The sequence below is a fragment of the Mycolicibacterium sp. TUM20985 genome (assembly GCF_030295745.1).
Taxonomy (GTDB): domain Bacteria; phylum Actinomycetota; class Actinomycetes; order Mycobacteriales; family Mycobacteriaceae; genus Mycobacterium.
Genome location: NZ_AP027291.1, coordinates 588,332 through 605,139 on the forward strand (window position 1 = coordinate 588,332; position 16,808 = coordinate 605,139).

At 68.1% G+C, this 16,808-nt stretch carries 13 protein-coding genes; 4 read left to right on the forward strand and 9 right to left on the reverse strand.

Annotated elements, in window-relative coordinates; translation table 11 throughout:
* Positions 1–9 precede the first annotated feature (9 nt).
* Positions 10–1,920, reverse strand: coding sequence for a hypothetical protein (locus QUE68_RS02825; protein ID WP_286275129.1), 1,911 nt, complete (start codon positions 1,918–1,920; stop codon positions 10–12).
* Between QUE68_RS02825 and QUE68_RS02830 the strand changes: the two genes are divergently transcribed.
* Positions 1,886–2,833, forward strand: a complete 948-nt coding sequence (locus QUE68_RS02830) for an NAD-dependent epimerase/dehydratase family protein (protein ID WP_286275130.1) — start codon at positions 1,886–1,888, stop codon at positions 2,831–2,833. The genes QUE68_RS02825 and QUE68_RS02830 overlap by 35 nt on opposite strands.
* A gap of 48 nt (positions 2,834–2,881) precedes the next feature.
* On the opposite strand, the gene QUE68_RS02835 is transcribed toward QUE68_RS02830, so the two are convergent.
* From QUE68_RS02835 to QUE68_RS02855, 5 genes are read right to left on the reverse strand one after another with little or no spacing between them, the layout of a single operon-like run.
* Positions 2,882–3,223 carry a DUF2304 domain-containing protein gene (locus QUE68_RS02835; protein ID WP_286275131.1) on the reverse strand — a complete coding sequence of 114 codons (342 nt, stop codon included), beginning with the start codon at positions 3,221–3,223 and terminating at the stop codon, positions 2,882–2,884.
* On the reverse strand, positions 3,220–3,909 hold the full coding sequence (locus tag QUE68_RS02840; protein ID WP_286275728.1) for a glycosyltransferase family 2 protein: 690 nt from the start codon (positions 3,907–3,909) through the stop codon (positions 3,220–3,222). The genes QUE68_RS02835 and QUE68_RS02840 overlap by 4 nt, the downstream gene beginning before the upstream one ends.
* Positions 3,910–3,945: 36 nt before the next feature.
* Positions 3,946–5,241 (reverse strand): hypothetical protein, encoded by a 1,296-nt coding sequence (locus tag QUE68_RS02845; protein ID WP_286275132.1) that lies wholly within the window; start codon positions 5,239–5,241, stop codon positions 3,946–3,948.
* Positions 5,208–6,551: a M1 family metallopeptidase gene (locus QUE68_RS02850; protein WP_286275133.1), complete on the reverse strand. Its 1,344-nt coding sequence runs from the start codon at positions 6,549–6,551 to the stop codon at positions 5,208–5,210. Before QUE68_RS02850 ends, QUE68_RS02845 begins: the two co-directional genes overlap by 34 nt.
* A complete protein-coding gene (locus QUE68_RS02855) occupies positions 6,548–10,474 on the reverse strand; it encodes a Pls/PosA family non-ribosomal peptide synthetase (RefSeq protein WP_286275134.1) in 3,927 nt (1,308 codons plus the stop codon). Before QUE68_RS02855 ends, QUE68_RS02850 begins: the two co-directional genes overlap by 4 nt.
* Positions 10,475–10,587: 113 nt before the next feature.
* Here QUE68_RS02855 and QUE68_RS02860 point away from each other — a divergent pair, with 113 nt between their 5' ends.
* The 3 genes from QUE68_RS02860 to lhgO all read left to right on the forward strand — a co-directional run bounded on the left by QUE68_RS02860 (position 10,588) and on the right by lhgO (position 14,051).
* Entirely contained in the window at positions 10,588–10,983 is a 396-nt protein-coding gene (locus tag QUE68_RS02860; RefSeq protein ID WP_286275135.1) for a hypothetical protein, read from the forward strand.
* 526 nt (positions 10,984–11,509) lie between these two features.
* The gene (locus QUE68_RS02865) at positions 11,510–12,808 is read left to right on the forward strand and encodes an acyltransferase family protein (protein WP_286275136.1); all 1,299 of its coding nucleotides are present in this window, start codon (positions 11,510–11,512) and stop codon (positions 12,806–12,808) included.
* Positions 12,809–12,839: 31 nt separating this feature from the next.
* Positions 12,840–14,051: an L-2-hydroxyglutarate oxidase gene (gene lhgO / locus QUE68_RS02870; protein WP_286275137.1), complete on the forward strand. Its 1,212-nt coding sequence runs from the start codon at positions 12,840–12,842 to the stop codon at positions 14,049–14,051.
* Here lhgO and QUE68_RS02875 read toward each other — a convergent pair.
* Genes QUE68_RS02875 through QUE68_RS02885 form a run of 3 tightly spaced genes read right to left on the reverse strand, consistent with a single transcriptional unit; the run spans position 14,033 to position 16,808 of the window.
* Positions 14,033–15,181 (reverse strand): serine hydrolase domain-containing protein, encoded by a 1,149-nt coding sequence (locus QUE68_RS02875; protein WP_286275138.1) that lies wholly within the window; start codon positions 15,179–15,181, stop codon positions 14,033–14,035. The genes lhgO and QUE68_RS02875 overlap by 19 nt on opposite strands.
* Positions 15,182–15,222: 41 nt before the next feature.
* Entirely contained in the window at positions 15,223–16,257 is a 1,035-nt protein-coding gene (gene alc / locus QUE68_RS02880; RefSeq protein WP_286275139.1) for an allantoicase, read from the reverse strand.
* A 29-nt stretch (positions 16,258–16,286) separates the two neighbouring features.
* Positions 16,287–16,808: a 2-oxo-4-hydroxy-4-carboxy-5-ureidoimidazoline decarboxylase gene (locus QUE68_RS02885; protein ID WP_284232469.1), complete on the reverse strand. Its 522-nt coding sequence runs from the start codon at positions 16,806–16,808 to the stop codon at positions 16,287–16,289.

Below are 16,808 nucleotides of genomic sequence, written 5' to 3' on the forward strand. Positions count from 1 at the left end.
CTTACGATCCTAGGGCGGGGCGACGTACCCCACGGGGCCCGACGCCAGGCACACCGACAGCGCCGAGGTGTTGGCACTGGCCAGCACGGCGTCCCCGGCACCGGACAGGCGCACGAAGACGCGGTTCAGACCGGGATGCACGGGCACTCGCGTGGGCTCGCCGTCGGACAGCGCAAAGGTCATCGAACCGTCGCTGTTCGCCAGATAGTTGATCTCGGCCGTCCACTCCGTCGGAAGCATCGGGCCGTCGAGAGGCATGCGGACCGGGGCGTCGGGTTGGACGAGATACCCGCACTGTGGCTTCGGCCCGGCCATCGTGTGCCGCACCCAGGTCACCTGCGCGTCGACGAGGTGCCCCTTGCGGTCGAACGTACGCAAATTCGTTGTGCTGGTGCTGAATTCGGGTCTATCCCGGACCAACGCGAACACGTGGCTGAAGAGGTTGTCCGGCCACGCGAAGCGTTGCAGGATCAGCGGGTCGACCTCCTGGTCCAGCAGGGGTGCGGCGGTGGCCGCGTTCGCCGCCGCGAGACTCGTCAGCGCGTTGGCGACGTAGCTCCGCGTCGGGTTGTTCCGCCAACTGGCCGTGAACGTGACGGTCGAGTACGCGCAGCTGACCACGAACAGCGCCGCCACCGAGACGACGAGGCCGGTGCGCACGCGCGAGGCGTCCAGCCGGGCTGACGACACCCGGTTCGGCGCGCAGAATCCGATGGCCGCCAGCAGCGTCAGGAACACCGCCAGGTCGGGCAGGTAGCGCAGCGTCTGGGCCAGTTCGATCGCGGTGAACCGCGACGACCGCATGAGGTAGATCGGCAACTGGCACGCCACGACGTAGCCCGCGGCCGCCAACCACAGCAGGCGGGCGTGCTCCTTGCGGGCCACCGACACCGCGATCACCGCCACCAGCACCAGCCAGCCCACCACCATGACGGGCCACTGCGGCAACGCCCATGGCGACGATGGCGCCCAGCGCTCCCAGTCCCACGGGCCGCCGATCAGACCGGGCACGATGCCGTGGGTCACCGACCGGACGAGCAGGTCCCCGGTCATGGGGAGGTCGAGCGTCCAGCGCCGCTGGTCGACGACGAGGAGGTAGAGCCCGATCCACCCGGCCGTCAGCGCTCCGGATGCGATCCACAGCCGCAGACCGCCGTGCCACACCGTCTTCACCGCGTTGCGGTCGCCGAGGACGTAGGCGAGTAGGGCCGTCGCGGCGAACGCGGCGAAGGGGATGACCGCCGCCTTCTCGAAGAACAGCAGACCGACGAGGAACACGATGGTCCCGGTGAGCGCGTAACGCTGATTGCCCGTGCGCACCAACATGATCGCGTCGGCGCTCACCCACGCCATTGCCGCGATCATCGGCAGGGCGTTCAGCGCCGCGGCCCACCACGCGAACGCGGGCAACCCCAGCGGGGTGAACAACGCGAAGGTCAAGGGGATCAGCAGTACCGGGCGCCACCCGAGGATGACGTGAAGCGCCCGCAAGATCGCCAGCGAGGCCACGAGTTGCAGCGCTACCAGGCTGAGAGCGGGCCAGATCCACTCGAACGGGGCGAGTTTGGCGATGCCGCCGGCGACCAGGAACGCGGCGGGCATGACGTGACCATCGTGATCGTCGAACAGGTAGGCCGGTGACCAGAGGTCGTGGGTGCCCGCGCGGGCGATCAGGATGAGGTCGTCCCAGTAGAAGTAGCCGCTGAACGCCAGCCACGCCCGAACGGCGAGCTGCAGCACGATCAGCGCGACGGCGACCCCGACGACCCAATTGGTCCCGAGTCGCTGCGCACCAAACCGCCGAATCACCGCTGCCGACTGTACGGACCACCTAGGGGGCGAAGCGACGCGGGAAAAATCCAGCTGGCGTCGGTAAGGTGACCCGGTGCGGACACTGGTGACGGGGGCGGCGGGTTTCATCGGATCAACGCTGGCAGATCGGCTGCTGGCCGACGGTCACAGCGTGATCGGCGTCGACGACCTCAGCTCGGGCAACAGCGCCAACATCGTCGGGGCGGAACGGTTCGACGCCTACGAGTTCGCCAAGTCCGACATCGTCGACGCCGACCTGCTGGGGTTGCTCACCGACAGCAGGCCCGAGGTGATCTTCCACCTGGCCGCGCAGATCTCGGTGAGTCGCTCGGTGACCGACGCGCAGTTCGACTCCAGCGTCAACGTCGTCGGGACCGTACGGCTCGCGGAGGCCGCGCGCAAGACGGGTGTCCGCAAGATCGTGCACACCAGCTCCGGTGGCTCGATCTACGGCGTGCCGCCGGTATATCCCACCGACGAGGACGTGCCCGTCGATCCGGCGTCGCCCTATGCCGCCAGCAAGGTGTGCGGCGAGGTGTACCTGAACATGTTCCGCAACCTGTACGGCCTCGACTGCTCACACATCGCGCCCGCCAACGTCTACGGGCCGCGTCAGGATCCGCACGGTGAGGCGGGTGTGGTGGCGATCTTCGCCAAGGCGCTGCTGTCGGGCGGGCCGACGAAGATCTTCGGCGACGGCTCCGACACGCGCGACTACGTGTTCGTCGACGACGTGGTCGACGCGTTCGTTCGGGCCAGCGGCGAGGCGGGCAGCGGGCAGCGCTTCAACGTCGGCACCGGCGTGGAGACCTCGACGCGTGACCTGCACTCGGCCATCGCCGCCGCGGCCGGTGCACCCGATGCGCCGGAGCTGCATCCGCCCCGCCTGGGTGACGTGCGCCGGTCGTGCCTCGACAGCGGTCGCGCCAGGGACGTCCTCGGTTGGGTGCCCGCGATGGCGGTCGCCGACGGCATCGAACGAACGGTCGACTTCTTCCGCTCGCAGGCCCACCCCGAGTGATTTCGGCGCGGAAACGGTCGCTCAGCGATCGAAAGCGCGCCGAAATCGCTAACGGGGGCCGGGGGCCCGGGCGCCCTCGAGCGCGACGGCCCGCGCCAGCTGCGCGTACTTGAGCTCGAGGTCCTTGAAGCGCATGTAGGTACTGATAGTGGTGAACAGGAACGCGATGATCAACGCGTACTCCAGTAGGTCGGCACCGCGGGCGACGCCCAACCAGTTCGCCACCACGGTCGTGTCGTCCGGCCGGACGATCGCGTAGATCGCGAGGACGACGAACAACACGTAGCCGACCTTCACCCACGCCCGGGACAGCGCGCTACGCCGGGACCGCAGCAGGTAGACCAGCAGCGTGACGATGGCTGCGATCAGCAGCACCTGAATCCAGTTCATCGACGCATCCTCCTTCGCAGCAGCCCGTCGAAGACGATGTTGACGCCGTTGACCAACGGCTGCCCCTTGGACATCGAGTAGTCGGTGTAGAGGATCTCGACGGGCTCCTCGGCCACCCGCCACCCGTTGTCGACGATCTCGGCGATGATCTCGCTGGCGTGGGCCATGCCGTTCATCGTCAGATTCAGGCCGTCGGCGACGGTGCGGTTGAAGACCCGCAGCCCGTTGTGCGCGTCGGTGAGTCGCAGCTTGCGGCTCGCGGGGCTCAGCTTGGCGATCAGCGGGAACAGCAGCCGCCGCAGCACCGGCATGTCGACGGGTGCACTGTCGGCGAACCGCGTCCCGACCACGATGTCGACGTCGTCGTTGGTGAGCCGCCCGATCATCCGCAGCACGTCCGCGACTCGGTGCTGACCGTCCGCGTCGAATGTCGCGAAGATCGCGGCCCCCGGCTGGCTGCGGGCGTATTCGACGCCGGTCTGGATGGCCGCCCCCTGGCCCAAGTTCACCGGATGGCGGACGACGTGGGCGCCTGCCCGCCAGGCCCGTTCGGCGGTGTCGTCGCGGCTGCCGTCGTCGACGCACACCACGTTGGCGAAGGCGGAACGGACGTCGGTGACGACGTCGGAGATGACGGTCGCCTCATTGAAGGCGGGGATCACGATCCACACGCCTTCGGCACGGATGTCGGAGGGGCTGTTGATGGAGGAGAACCTACACGTTCAGGGTGCCGGGACCCTGGCAAGCGCGACCAGGTGTACGACGATGCCCACCAGCGGTCCACAGAGCAGTGCGACGACGGTCCTGGTCTCCAGCGCCAACGGCAGGAGCAGCAGCAAAGTGGACGCCAGCGTGGCGCTGATCCACCCCGCGGCGTAGGCCCGGTGCATGGCCGCGGCGACCGTCGCGGCGCCGGTCAACGTCAGCAGCGCGATTGCGACCGCCGCGGTCGTCGTCCACGCCAGCAACGCGCCGCCCGCCTGATACGCCGGTCCGAAGGCGGTGCGCAACAGCCACGGACCGAGCAGACCGGCGAACAGGACCGCCGCGGCGCCGAGCACCGCCAACGCCGCGACCGGCGCCACCAGCGACCGCAACCTCCGCTCGCGTTGGTCGACGAAGTGCGCGATCAGGTTGCCCTGCATCGCGGTCAACGGGACCAGCAGTGGCGCGCGGGTCAGCGTCACGGCGAGGATGACGACACCGCCCGCCGCGCCGAGGTCGGCCGACGTCGCCTTGAGCAGCACGGGGAAGCCCATGATGAGAATCGCGCTGGCACCCGCCGCGGCGATCGAATGCGAGGCGCCGCGCAGGAAGGTGAACAACGTGCCGGGGGTGAGCAGTCGCGCCGCCGCCCGCGTCGTCGGTGAGGCCAGCAGAAGCAGCAGCCACGCGACGGAACCGGCGACCGTGGCCCACAGGTATCCGACGAGCCCCCAACCGATCAGGAAGGTGGCCGTCGCGATCGCCACCCGGCCGACCGCATCGCCCACGATCAGCGAGCCGTACTGGCTCCAGCCGTCGACCCCGGCCAGCACCCCGAGCAGCGTCGCGTGCATGCAGAACCCCGCGATGCCCGCGCTGAGCAGGCCGACGCTGAGCCACTGCGCGTCGACGAAGACGTGACCGGACCACAGCGCCGCACTCCCCGCGACCGCCGCCGCGGAGACCACGCCGACCAGCGCGGCCACCCACATCGGGTGAATCCGCGGACCGTCCGACGGCGGGGCGTGCCTGGCCTGTCGCACCTCCCGGGTGGACTCCTGCAGCAGGCCGTTGGCGGCGCCCGCGAGCAGTCCGAACGCACCCCAGAACACGGCGAACACCGAGAAGCCCTCGGGTTCCAGGTCACGCGCGGCGAGGTAGAGCACCGCATAGCCGCAGACCGCGCTGATGACGGTCGCCGAGCCGACCCGGATGACGCTGCTCCTGGTGACGGGTCCACGAGAGAGATCAACGGGGACAGCTGCTGGCGCGCCGTCGGTCACAGGTCTGGCACGCCCGTCGAGTACAGCCATGCCTGCCATAGCGGCCGCAGGGATTCGTCGGCGTAGTTGGCGGCGAGCCCGGTGAAGTCGTCGGTGACCGCGGTGGCGTGCCGGTGCCGAGTCGTCCAGTCCCGCAACAGCTTGAAGAAGTTCTGGTCACCGATCGTGCCGCGCAGCACGTGCAGTGTCAGCGCCCCCCGCTTGTAGACGCGATCGTCGAACATGTCGCGTGCCCCTGGGTCGGACAGCAGCAGATTCTGCGGTGAGTTGCGCAACCGCTGGTGGTAGTGCCGGGCGTGCTCGTCGGCGGTGCGCCCGCCCGCGTCCTCCGACCACAGCCATTCGGCGTAGCAGGCGAACCCCTCGTGAAGCCAGATGTCGCGCCATCGCCGTGCGGTGACCGAGTTCCCGAACCACTGATGCGCGAGCTCGTGGGCGATCAGCCGTTCCGCGCCGCGGGACCCGTCGCAGTGGTTGGCACCAAAGATCGAGATACCTTGTGCCTCAAGGGGAATCTCGAGATCGTCGTCAGTGACCACGACGGTGTAACCATTGGCCAGTGGGTAGGGGCCGAACAGCTTGACGAAGAGCTTCATCATTTGGGGCTGACGGCCGAAGTCATGGTCGAAGTTGCGTTGCAATCGTTGTGGCAGAACGGCATTCATCGGCACGGGCTTGTTGGACAGGTGCTGCTGCCCGTACGGACCGATTTGCAAGGTCACCAGATACGTCGAGGTGGGCTCTGGCTGCTCGTAGGTCCAGGTGGTCATGGCGGCCCTGGTGCGGCGGGATTCCAGCTTGCCGTTGGCCACCGCGTAGTACGGGTTCTCCGTCGTGATCGCGATGCGGTAGCTGGCCTTGCTGCTCGGGTGGTCGTCGCACGGGAACCAGGAGGCGGCGCCATTGGGCTGTCCCGCCACCAGTGCGCCACTGGTCAGTTCCTCGAATCCGACGTCACCCCAGAGGGATCGGATGGGCTTCGGGGTCCCCACGTAGCGCACGGTGATCGACAGTGCGGCCCCGGCGGCCAGCGCCGAGGACAGCGTGATGTTCAGCTTCCCGCGCGTCCGGCCGAAGTGCGCGGGCCTGCGGCCGTTGACGGACACCTTCGACACAGTCAGCACCTCGGACAAGTCGAGACTGAACGTCTTCAGCGACGCGAGCGTCACCGCGGTGATGGTGGCCGACCCAGCGAGACGGTTGATGTTGACCTTGTACTCGAGGTCCAGTTCGTACCGCGAAACCCGGTAGCCGAAGTTGCCGTTGCCGGGGATGTACGGGTCGATGACGGGTGGGGTGCCCCGTACCGCCTTCTTCAAACCCCGGTCGCTCCGCGTCACGCGGCAGTGACTTCCGTGGTCTTCGTCGACTTCGCTCCGGACCCGCCGCGCTTCTTGCGGCCCGCGCCCCAGGGCGCGATGGGGTTGCCCTGCCAGCGGGACGACGCAGGCACCTCGTCGCCGCGCATCACCAGCGAGGCGGGCCCCACCGTCGCACCCGCACCGATCTTGGAGGCGGGCAACGCCACGCAGTGCGGCCCGAGCGTGGCGCCGTCCTCCAGGGTGACGGTGTCCAGTCGCATGATCCGGTCGTGGAAGAGATGGGTCTGCACGACGCAACCGCGGCTCACCGTCGCACCGGAGCCGACCGTGACGAGGTCCGCCTCGGGCAGCCAGTACGTCTCGCACCAGACGCCCTTGCCGATCGACGCGCCAAGAGCCCGCAGCCATAGGTTCATCACCGGGGTCCCGCTGGCCGCCCGAGCGAACCACGGCGCGGCGACGGTCTCGACGAAGGTGTCCGACACCTCGTTGCGCCACACGAACGACGACCACAGCGGGTGCTCGACGGCGGTGATCCGCCCGACCACCAGCCACTTGGCGATCACGGCGATGGCACCCGCGACGATCCCGGCCGCCAGGATGACCAGACCGCCCATCAATGAGGTTGCGGGCCAACCGAATTCGGCGACCAGCGCCTGCAGCGAGCCAAGTACGGCGACACCGATCGCGAACGTGACGATTACGGGCAGCAGCCGACACGTCTCGACCATGCCGCGCATGATCTTCAGCTTGCGCGACGGGTGGAAGGTGCGCAGGACGTCGGCCGCCGTCGGCTGCCGACGCAGACGGATCGGCGGGCTGCCCAGCCACGACGAGCCGGCCTTGGCCTTGTGCGGCGTCGCGCTGAGCACCGCGATGAGCCCGTCGTCGGGCACCCGCCTGCCCGGCTGGGTGATACCGGAATTGCCGAGGAACGCCCGCTTGCCGATGGTCGCGGTCGCCACGTGGATCCAGCCGCCCCCGAGTTCGTAGGACGCGACCATGGTGTCGTCGGCGAGGAAGGCGCCGTCCTCTACGACGGTGAACTTCGGAGTCAGTAGCGCGGTCGAGATCTCGGTACCCCGTCCGACCCGCGCGCCGAGCACTCTCAGCCACGCTGGGGTCAGCAGGCTGGCGTAGATGGGGAAGAGGTAGTTGCGGGCAGCGTCCATCAACCGTTCGGTGGCCCACAGCTGCCAGCCGACCCGGCTTCGCACGGGGTGGTAGCCCTCGCCCAGGCCCAGGGCCATCGCCCGCACGCCGAGCACGGTGAGCAGCGCGTAGACGACCAGCGCGACCAGGGTGGCCACCGGTGTCCAGGCCAACGCGGGCAGGATCGCGTCGGTCAGCGACGCGGTGTCGCGGATCGCCCAGCCGATGACCGCCAGGCCGGCGCCGAGGGCCACCAGTGGGACGGCGCCGAGCAGGATCGAGGTCACACCGAACACCGCCATCCAGAAGGGCGCGCGGGGCGGCCGTTCACTGGGCCACGGATGCCGGGCCTTGCCCGACTTCGCGGCGGGCGATCCCTTCCAGTACTGACCGGCCTTGACCTTGCCGATCACCCCGGAGCCGGGCGCGACGTCGGCGTTCTTGCCGATCACGGCGCCCGGGAACAGCGTGCTCCGGGCGCCGACGGTGGCGTCGTTGCCGACGGTGATCTCCCCGACGTGGAACAGGTCGCCGTCGATCCAGTGCCCGGTGAGGTCCACCTCGGGTTCGATGGAGCAGCGGTGCCCGAGCTTCAGCATTCCCGTGACGGGCGGGGAGGAGTGCAGGTCGACGCCCTTGCCCACCTTGTTGCCCAGTGCGCGGGCGTAGTACACCAACCATGGTGCGCCCGCCAGGTTTTCAGCGCCACTGGCCTCGCCGAGCCGCTCGGCGAGCCACACCCTCAGGTGGACGGTGCCGCCGCGGCGGTAGGTGCCGGGCGCAAGGCTGCCGATCAGAGTGCGGGCACCGACCACCGCGATCGCCATGCGGCCCAGCGGCGTGACGAAGACGATGAAACCGACGAGCAGCAGCCACCAATCGACGGGCACGGCCCACGACGACGGCCGCACTTCGGCGACGACGTTGTTGAGCAGCGCCAGCCAGATCACCCACTGCATGCCGGTCAGCGTGGCCAACGGCACGGACGCGATGACCTGCGCCAGCTCCGTCAGCCGGGATACCGGTGCGACGACCCGGGGCTCGACGGCCGATGCCGGATCGAGTTCGTCGAGGTACCCGGCGAGCGAACCGAGCCGGGGATGGTCGTAGAGGTCCGCAACCGTCACCTCGGGGTAGCGCGTCCGAAGTGCGGCCACCAGCTGAGCCGCGGACAGCGAGCCGCCGCCAAGGGCGAAGAAGTCCTCCTCGGGTCCGCCGACCGGGGCGGCGAGCACGTTCCGCCAGAGGCCGGCCAACCAGCCGGTGGTGCCGGTCAGCTCCGGGTTGGCGTCGTCGTCGGCGGAGTCTTCCAGGGGCCATGGGAGCGCGTTGCGGTCGACCTTGCCCGACGTCCTGGTCGGCAGTTCGTCGAGGAGTACCAGCCTGGGCACCAGCGCGGCAGGCAACGATTCGGCCAGGGCCGCGCGGGCGGCCGCCATGTCGAAGTCGGGGTCCGCGCTGGCGATGTATCCGACCAGCAGGGGGGTGCCGCTCGCCGTCCGGCGCACGGCCGCGGCACCGCCACTGACACCGGGCAGGTGCACCAGCGCCGAGTCGACCTCGCCGAGCTCGATCCGCCTGCCGCCGACCTTCACCTGGTCGTCGGCCCGGCCCTGGAAGTAGAGGCCGTCGCCCTCGAGGCGGACGAGGTCGCCGCTACGGTAGGCGCGCGACCACCCCAGGGTGTCCATCGGCGCGTACTTCTCGGCGTCCTTCTCCGGATCCAGGTATCGGGCCAGGCCGACACCGCCGATCACCAGCTCGCCGATCTCGCCGAGGGCCACCGGGGTACCGCCCTTGTCGACGACGGCCAGGTCCCAGCCCGGCAGCGGCAGCCCGATGCTGACAGGACCCGTCCCCTGCAACCGGGCCAGGCACGCGACGACGGTCGCCTCGGTCGGGCCGTAGGTGTTCCACACCTCACGACCCTCGACGGCGAGGCGATCGGCGAGTTCGGGTGGGCAGGCCTCCCCGCCGAAGATCAGCAGCCGCACCGCCTCGAGCGCTTCGGCGGGCCACAGCGCGGCCAGCGTCGGCACCGTCGACACCACCGTGATGTCCCGCGCCACCAGCCAGGGCCCCAGGTCCATTCCGCTGCGCACCAGCGAGCGCGGGGCGGGCACCAGACAGGCGCCGTACCGCCATGCCAGCCACATCTCCTCGCAGGACGCGTCGAAGGCCACCGACAGTCCTGCCAGCACCCGGTCGCCCGGCCCGATCGGGTTGTCGCGCAAGAGAACTCGGGCCTCGGCGTCGATGAAGGCAGCGGCATTGCGATGGGTCACCGCGACACCCTTGGGGGTTCCCGTCGAACCGGACGTGAAGATGATCCAGGCGTCGTCGCGAACCATCGGGTCACCGGCGCGCCAGCCGCGGGACGAGCCGGGACCGCGGATCAGCCCCTGTTCGGTGATGATCGCCACCACCCCGGCCTCGCCGAAGACCAATTCGGCGCGCTCCTGCGGGTCGTCGGCGTCGACGGGCACGTAGGCGGCGCCGGCCGCCAGAGCCGACAGGATCGCGACGTAGAGCGCGTAGCTGCCGGACGGCATCCGGATGCCGATGCGATCGCCGCGACCGATCCCGCGGGCGGCCAGCCATCCCACGCTCTCCTCGATGTCGGCGATCAGCTCGGCGTAGGTCAGCTGAACGTCGCCGTCGTCGAGGGCGGGCGCGTCGGGGTGCCGCTCGGCGGTTTCGCGGAGGATGTCGATCAGGGTTCGCGGTGGGGGCGCAGACGGTGACAAGAGGTATTGCGCAGGGATCTCCGGCCGAGCGTCCGTTGTCACGTGTGCAATCTACTAACCCCAGCACCCGTACTCGTCCACGCCGCGCGCCATCGATCGATTCGGCGTGATCGCAACCATCGCAGCGCATCGGCGACGGCTCTATCGTCCCCACGGTGCGGCTATTCGTGGTGGACGGGTCCGGGAACGACTGGAACGAGTTGACGACGGGCGGTGAAACCACCGTCAGGCTGGCGGAGCCGGACCTGAAGAGGGCTCAGCGGGGCCGCGCGCGAATCAGATCCGATCGGCGCGACGTCGAGGTGATCCTGGACATCACGGTGGCGGTCGCTCCGGACTTCCATTCGGTACGTGAGCTCGCGGCCGTCGACGACGGGACGCTGCGCTACGTCGGTACGGTCGACGGTTTGACCGGTCTCATCTTCGACATCGAGGCCGCGGGGGTAGCCGACGGAGTGACGCTGATCGCAGCGTCACCGCGGATCGACCTGCGACGGCTCGGGCACGACGTCTTGCAGCGGCTGGTGGCGCGAGGTCAGCGGACGGCCTGATCGGCAAGTCCTGACGGGGTGCCGGCCGGCGGACGGAAGTTGGCGGTCAGCAAACACGTCCTAAACGGTCGGACGTTCGCCGCCCGCACCAGTAATCGACCTCGCGGCCGCGCCGTCTTCGCGCCCATTGCCGTCGCTGGGCCGGCTCCGGTAGCCAGGGGTCGCACCGAGTCAGCTCGATGCCTGATCATGGTCTGGCAACACGGTGCTCACCAGTTGCCATTTGCATTCGACGGAATCGGCAATCTATTTGCCACCAATTTCACGCTACGTCGAGGATCGTGCGCTTTATGCACGAATTCGGCGGAACGGCTATCCTTTTTTCGGCGCCGCCAACTCGGATGGCACGTCGCGGTCCCACAGTCGGTCGGGCAAGGGTTGCGGAGTTTCGAATCGCGCGTTCCCAGCAAGGGGAATCGCCCGGTTCGCGAAAGCCGACGTCCGACATTCACGGGTCCCGCGTCGGTGCAACGTAAAGGCGTTCGCGAGATGGCGACACGAGGTGAACGGTGAGGTGCAATACCCAATGACGCAGGATGTGAGCAGGAGCACAGCTGCACCGACGCCGGGAACAGCGCCCTCGGGTCCCGCGCGGGCCCGCATCATCGGCTTGGACGGCGTCCGCGGACTCCTATGTCTGATGATCGTCGTGACGCACGTAACTGGCCATTACTCACCGAAGACTGCGGCCACCTGGCAGACGAATGTCTTTGGATTCTCCCTCGTTTACTTCTTCGTTCTCAGTGGTTTCTTACTGTCGCTGCCGTTCATTCGCAATCTCGTGAAGGAACGGACCGTCTCGGCGCTGCCGAATGTGACGGATTACGCGGTGCACCGGCTGGCCAGAATCATGCCGGCCTACATTCTGATCTTCCTGTTCGTGAACTTCGTTCTCCAGGTCGCCTACGTGCAGAACCCGACGCTGCAGGCGTTGGGCACCGACGACGGCACGGGCATGATCACCGACCCCGGAATGCTCATCGCCAACCTGACCCTGACCCAGTCGTACTTCCCGGCGTACATCCAGACCGGGATCAACCCGTCGTGGTCGCTGAGCCTGGAGTACGCGTTCTACGCCTCGCTGCCACTGCTGTTCGTCGTCGTCTTCAAGATGCGCAAGCGGATGAACGTCAACCCACTGATCCTGGCCACCGTGGTGCCCGGGATCCTGCTCGTGATCGGGCTCGTGGGCCGGGCATTCATCCCGCTCGTGTTCTCGCACGCGGGTACGTCGGACTTCCTCTTGCTCAACTGGGGGCCGAACTGGGCGGCGGTATTCACCAAGAGCTATCTGACGAATGCCGACAACTTCGCGCTCGGCATGTTCGCCGCGATCGCGTTCATCGCCATCGAACGGGGTGAGGTTCCCGAACGGCTCGCGCGAAGGGTGCGGATGATCAGCGCGATCGCCATCCTTCCGATGCTGCTCCTCTGTGGCGTGCTCCTCGTCTTCGCCAGCCAGTTCGTCACGGCTGCCGTCGCCGTCGTCGCCGCGCTGATGATCCTCATCATCGTGGCGCCGCTGGCCCGCCACCAGAAGACCAGGCTCGCAACGGCGCTCGACTTCAAGCCCATTCGATTCGTGGGCGAGATCTCGCTGTCGACGTATCTCTGGCACTACCCGGTCCTGCTGATGCTGGGCCGGATCGGCTGGATGGCCGGCGACACGCTGCCCGGAATGCTGTTGAACATCGTGCTGGTCCTCGCGGTCACCCTCCTCGCGGGCTCCTTCACCTACTACCTCATCGAGAAGCCGGCGATGAACTACGCCAAGCGCGTGCGGTCGAAGAAGAAGCCCGCGGCGCCGGGGCCCGCCACCGCCTGACTGCCGCTTCCAGTTCGTACTGTGCGAAGCAATGAACCGACATCGCTACTGCGTCATCGGAGCCGGCATCGTCGGGCTCTCGACGGCACACCACCTGCTGGTCGCCGAGCCCGACGCCACCGTCGTCGTGCTCGATGGCGCAGCGTCGGTCGCCGCCCATCAGACCTCCCACAACAGCGGTGTCATCCACTCCGGCATCTACTACGAACCCGGCAGCCTGAAGGCGACCTTCTGCAAGGCCGGCGAACGGGCGACCAAGGAGTTCTGCGCTAGCCATGGAATCGCCTTCGACGAATGCGGGAAGTTGATCGTCGCCACCTCGACTGCAGAGCTGGCGCGCCTGACCGCTCTCGAGGAACGGGCCGCGGTCAACGGCATCACGTGTCGACGGGTCGGGCCCGATGAGCTGGCCGAGCTCGAGCCGAACGTCACCGGCCTCGGCGCGCTGCACCTCCCGCGGACGGGAATCGTCGACTACCGGCTCATCGCGCACCGGCTTGCCGACGCCGTCCGCGCTGCGGGTGGCCAGGTGCACACCGGCCAACGGGTCGTCGCCATCCGAGAAACCGCGGCCAGCGTAGCGATCTCGACGGAATCGACCACCGTGACGTGCGACCGGTTGGTGGTGTGCGCCGGTCTTCAGGCGGATCGCCTGGCGGAGCTGGCGGGGGTGCCGGCCGACGTCCAGGTGCTGCCCTTTCGGGGTGAGTACTTCCAATTGCCCTCTGCAAGAGGGTCTTTCGTGCGACGGTTGATCTATCCGGTGCCCGATCCCGAGCTGCCCTTCCTTGGCGTCCATCTCAGCCCGACCATGTCCGGTGCCATCACCGTCGGGCCGAACGCCGTCCTGGGACTCGCCCGGGAGGGGTATCCGAAGTTCTCGCTCGACCTGCGTGACGTCGCGAGGATGGCCGCTTTTCCCGGTTCGTGGCGAGTGGCGGCGGCCCATGTCCGCCTCGGCGCTCGGGAGATCGGCAACTCGCTGTCCAAGCGCAGGTATCTCCGCGAATGTCGGAAGTACGCACCGGGATTGACGGTCGACGACCTGCTTCCGCGCGAAGCGGGGATTCGCGCGCAGGCCGTTCGCAGGGATGGTTCGCTGGTCCACGACTTCGTAGTCGAGCGCACCGACCGGATGATCCATGTGCTGAACTCCCCGTCACCGGCCGCGACGGCCGCCCTACCCATCGGACGCCATCTCGCCGGGCTGGCGACCGGGGCGGGTCAGGAAAGGGCGTCGTAGATCAACGTCGTGTAGCGGGCCGTGCGCTCCGAACCCTCGACGCCGGGCCCCATCTTGTTCATGACGTAGGCCGTGGTCATCCGACGGTCGGGGTTCATCGTCTCCCACGAACCACCCCAGCCGCCCCAGAAGCAGATCTTCTCGTCGGGGATGTACGGAATGGTCTCCAGCTGAGGCAGTCCGAATCCGAGACCCCACCGGATCGGGTGCAGGGCAAGCACGAGATCCGGCCCCTCGCACTGCACGTCGAAGATCTTCTCGATGGTCTTCGGCTGAAGCAATTGGACGTCACCGACGTTGCCGCCCAACGAGATCGCCGACAGAATCCTGGTGAGTGCGCGCGCATTGGTGTGACCGTTGGCGGCACCGATGTCGGCCGCCCGCCACGCATCGGTGTTGGCCACCGTGGGGTCGGGCGCGGGCCCGGTGAACGTCTTCAGCATCTGTTCGGTCCACTGGTCCATCGGCGGGATGCCGTCCATCGGGTTCGTGGCGGGGATGATCTCCGCTATTCGCGGCGCGTCCGCAGCCGTCGCGCCAATCTGGAAGTCCGCGCCCAGCGGCCCGGCGATCTCCTCGGCGACGAACTGCTTCAGCGTCCTTCCGGTGACCCGCCGCAGCACCTCGCCGATGAGGTGGCCGTGGGTCAGCGCGTGATAACCCGAGGCAGACCCTGGCTTCCACCACGGCGCCTGCGCGGCGAGCGCGGCCGTCGACTTCTCCCAGTCGTAGACGTCCTCGACGACGACCGGCTGATCCCACCCCGAGACACCCGACGAGTGGGACAGCAAATGACGGAAGGCGATGTCGCCCTTGCCATTCGCGCCGAACTCCGGCCAGACGTTGGCGACCAGGGTGCCGGGTTCGATCAGGCCGCGGTCGATCAGCATCAGGCCGGCCAGCGCAGTGACCGTCTTGGTCGACGACCAGACGTTGACGATGGTGTCCTTTGTCCACGGCATGGTCTTGCCCGCGTCGGCGTAGCCGCCCCAGATGTCGACGACGGTCTCCCCGTCGATGTCGATCGTGATCGCGGCGCCCACCTCGTCGCCGTTGGCGATCGCCTCGCCGAAGGCGTCGAACAGTCTCTCGAAGCGGGTATCGCAATGGCCCTGAACCAGATCGTTCACGCGATCATCATGCGCCGAAGTCGGCGCGCCGAGTGCCCGAATCAGGCGCTGGCGTTCCACGCCTCCCGGAGGTGCTGCAAGCCGTCGTCGGTGAGGCCGCCGAACAACCGCAGCCGCGCCATCCCGCCGTCGGGGTAGATGTCGAGCCGCGCATCAGTGATCGGCCGGTGGTCGTCGATCAGGAAGCGGTGCCTGGTGTCGGGCTGCAGATCGGTGGCCGGCAGCAGCTCGAACCACTCGCCGTCACCGTCGCGCCCGGACAGTCGGCCGACACCGGGGGCATTGCCGACGAAGTACGACGTGTCGAGGACGGCGGCGTTGAGCGTGCCACGGCTGGCCAGATGTACCTGTACCCAGTCGTTTCCAGAGTCGCGCCGACGCGAGGTCTCCCAGCCGTCCCCCATGGTCTGCGCGGTCCCCGGCAGCAGCAGATTGTTCGGCGAGCTGTAGAACATGTTGGAGCAGGCCGTGATCCGGCCGCCGTTCTCCAGTGCGGCCAGGTCGATCGTCATGTCTTCGGCGAAGTCCGGGTTCAGCAGACCCTCGCCGTGCACGCGGAAACGCGCCACCCCGCCGTCGGGGTAGATGGTCAGGCGCACGTGCGTCCACCGCCGCGGAGAGTCCACCTCGAACGGGTTGTGGGTGTCACCGTTGACATCCGAACGCGGCACCAGCGTCGTCCATTCGGTCTTCTCGACGAGTTCGGTGACCGACGGATACCCGTCGGCGTAGGCCCCCTCGACCGAGATCTGCGGAGGGTAGTTGCCGGTGAACCACGCCGTGTCGACGACGACGCCACGGACCAGGCCGGGCACTCCCAGTCGCACGATCACCGAGTCACGGGAATCGGGTTGCAGACCGCGCCGTCGGCGGGTCTCCCAGCCGTCGTAGACCTGGCCCTTGTGCCCGAACGTCGCGGGCCGGAACTCGGCCGCGCCCGGCTTGATCAGATTCTCCTTCTCGGCGAACAGATCGTCGTTGGCCCACACCACGGCGCCGCCCGCGGAACGTGCCGCAAGGTCGGGAAGTGACAGGAAGTGCGAGTGCGCTCGGTTCTTCTCAGACGGGGTGCTCACTCAGGTGAGCCTAAATGAGCACGAATCGGCTACCAGTTCTGGTAGCCGCCTTCCGGTCCGAGCATGCGCTCCAGACGTGAGCGGTTGATCTTCGCCAATTCGTTGCGAACGACCTTGCGCTCGGTCTCGACGTCGTTGTGCAAGCGGTCGGAGACCGACGCGAGGACGGTGTGCGCGTCCATCGCACCGCAGCACATCACGAAGCCGAATCCGAACTTCTCGGCGTACGCGCGGGCCGAGTCGCCGAGCTGCGCCATCACGGCCGCGTCCTCGTCCCACACCGAGCACTGTTCTGCCTGGCTTTTGTCGCTGCGCGGGCGGCGGCCCACGTCGGGGCAGGCGTCCAGGATCTGGTCGACCGCGGATTCCGAGAGCGCGAACAGCAGCGCGTCGGCCTTCCGGAACAGCGCGTCGTGGTTCTCGTAGGGCCGGCCGTAGGCCAGGTGACGGGACATGGTCATGCTGTTGCAGCACTCGTAGAGCGCATGCACCGCCTTGCGCTCCGACAACGCATTGAATGCGTCGAGGCCGATTCCCTGGTGTAGCAACAC

What these genes read in the sequence shown, in the direction of transcription:
- QUE68_RS02825 (WP_286275129.1), bottom strand. Translation starts at nt 1,920, where the DNA reads ATGAAACCCGCCGCCCCCGTCACCAGTGTCCGCACCGGGTCACCTTAC.
- QUE68_RS02835 (WP_286275131.1), bottom strand. Translation starts at nt 3,223, where the DNA reads ATGAACTGGATTCAGGTGCTGCTGATCGCAGCCATCGTCACGCTGCTG.
- QUE68_RS02845 (WP_286275132.1), bottom strand. Translation starts at nt 5,241, where the DNA reads ATGGCTGTACTCGACGGGCGTGCCAGACCTGTGACCGACGGCGCGCCA.
- QUE68_RS02865 (WP_286275136.1), top strand. Translation starts at nt 11,510, where the DNA reads ATGACGCAGGATGTGAGCAGGAGCACAGCTGCACCGACGCCGGGAACA.
- lhgO (WP_286275137.1), top strand. Translation starts at nt 12,840, where the DNA reads ATGAACCGACATCGCTACTGCGTCATCGGAGCCGGCATCGTCGGGCTC.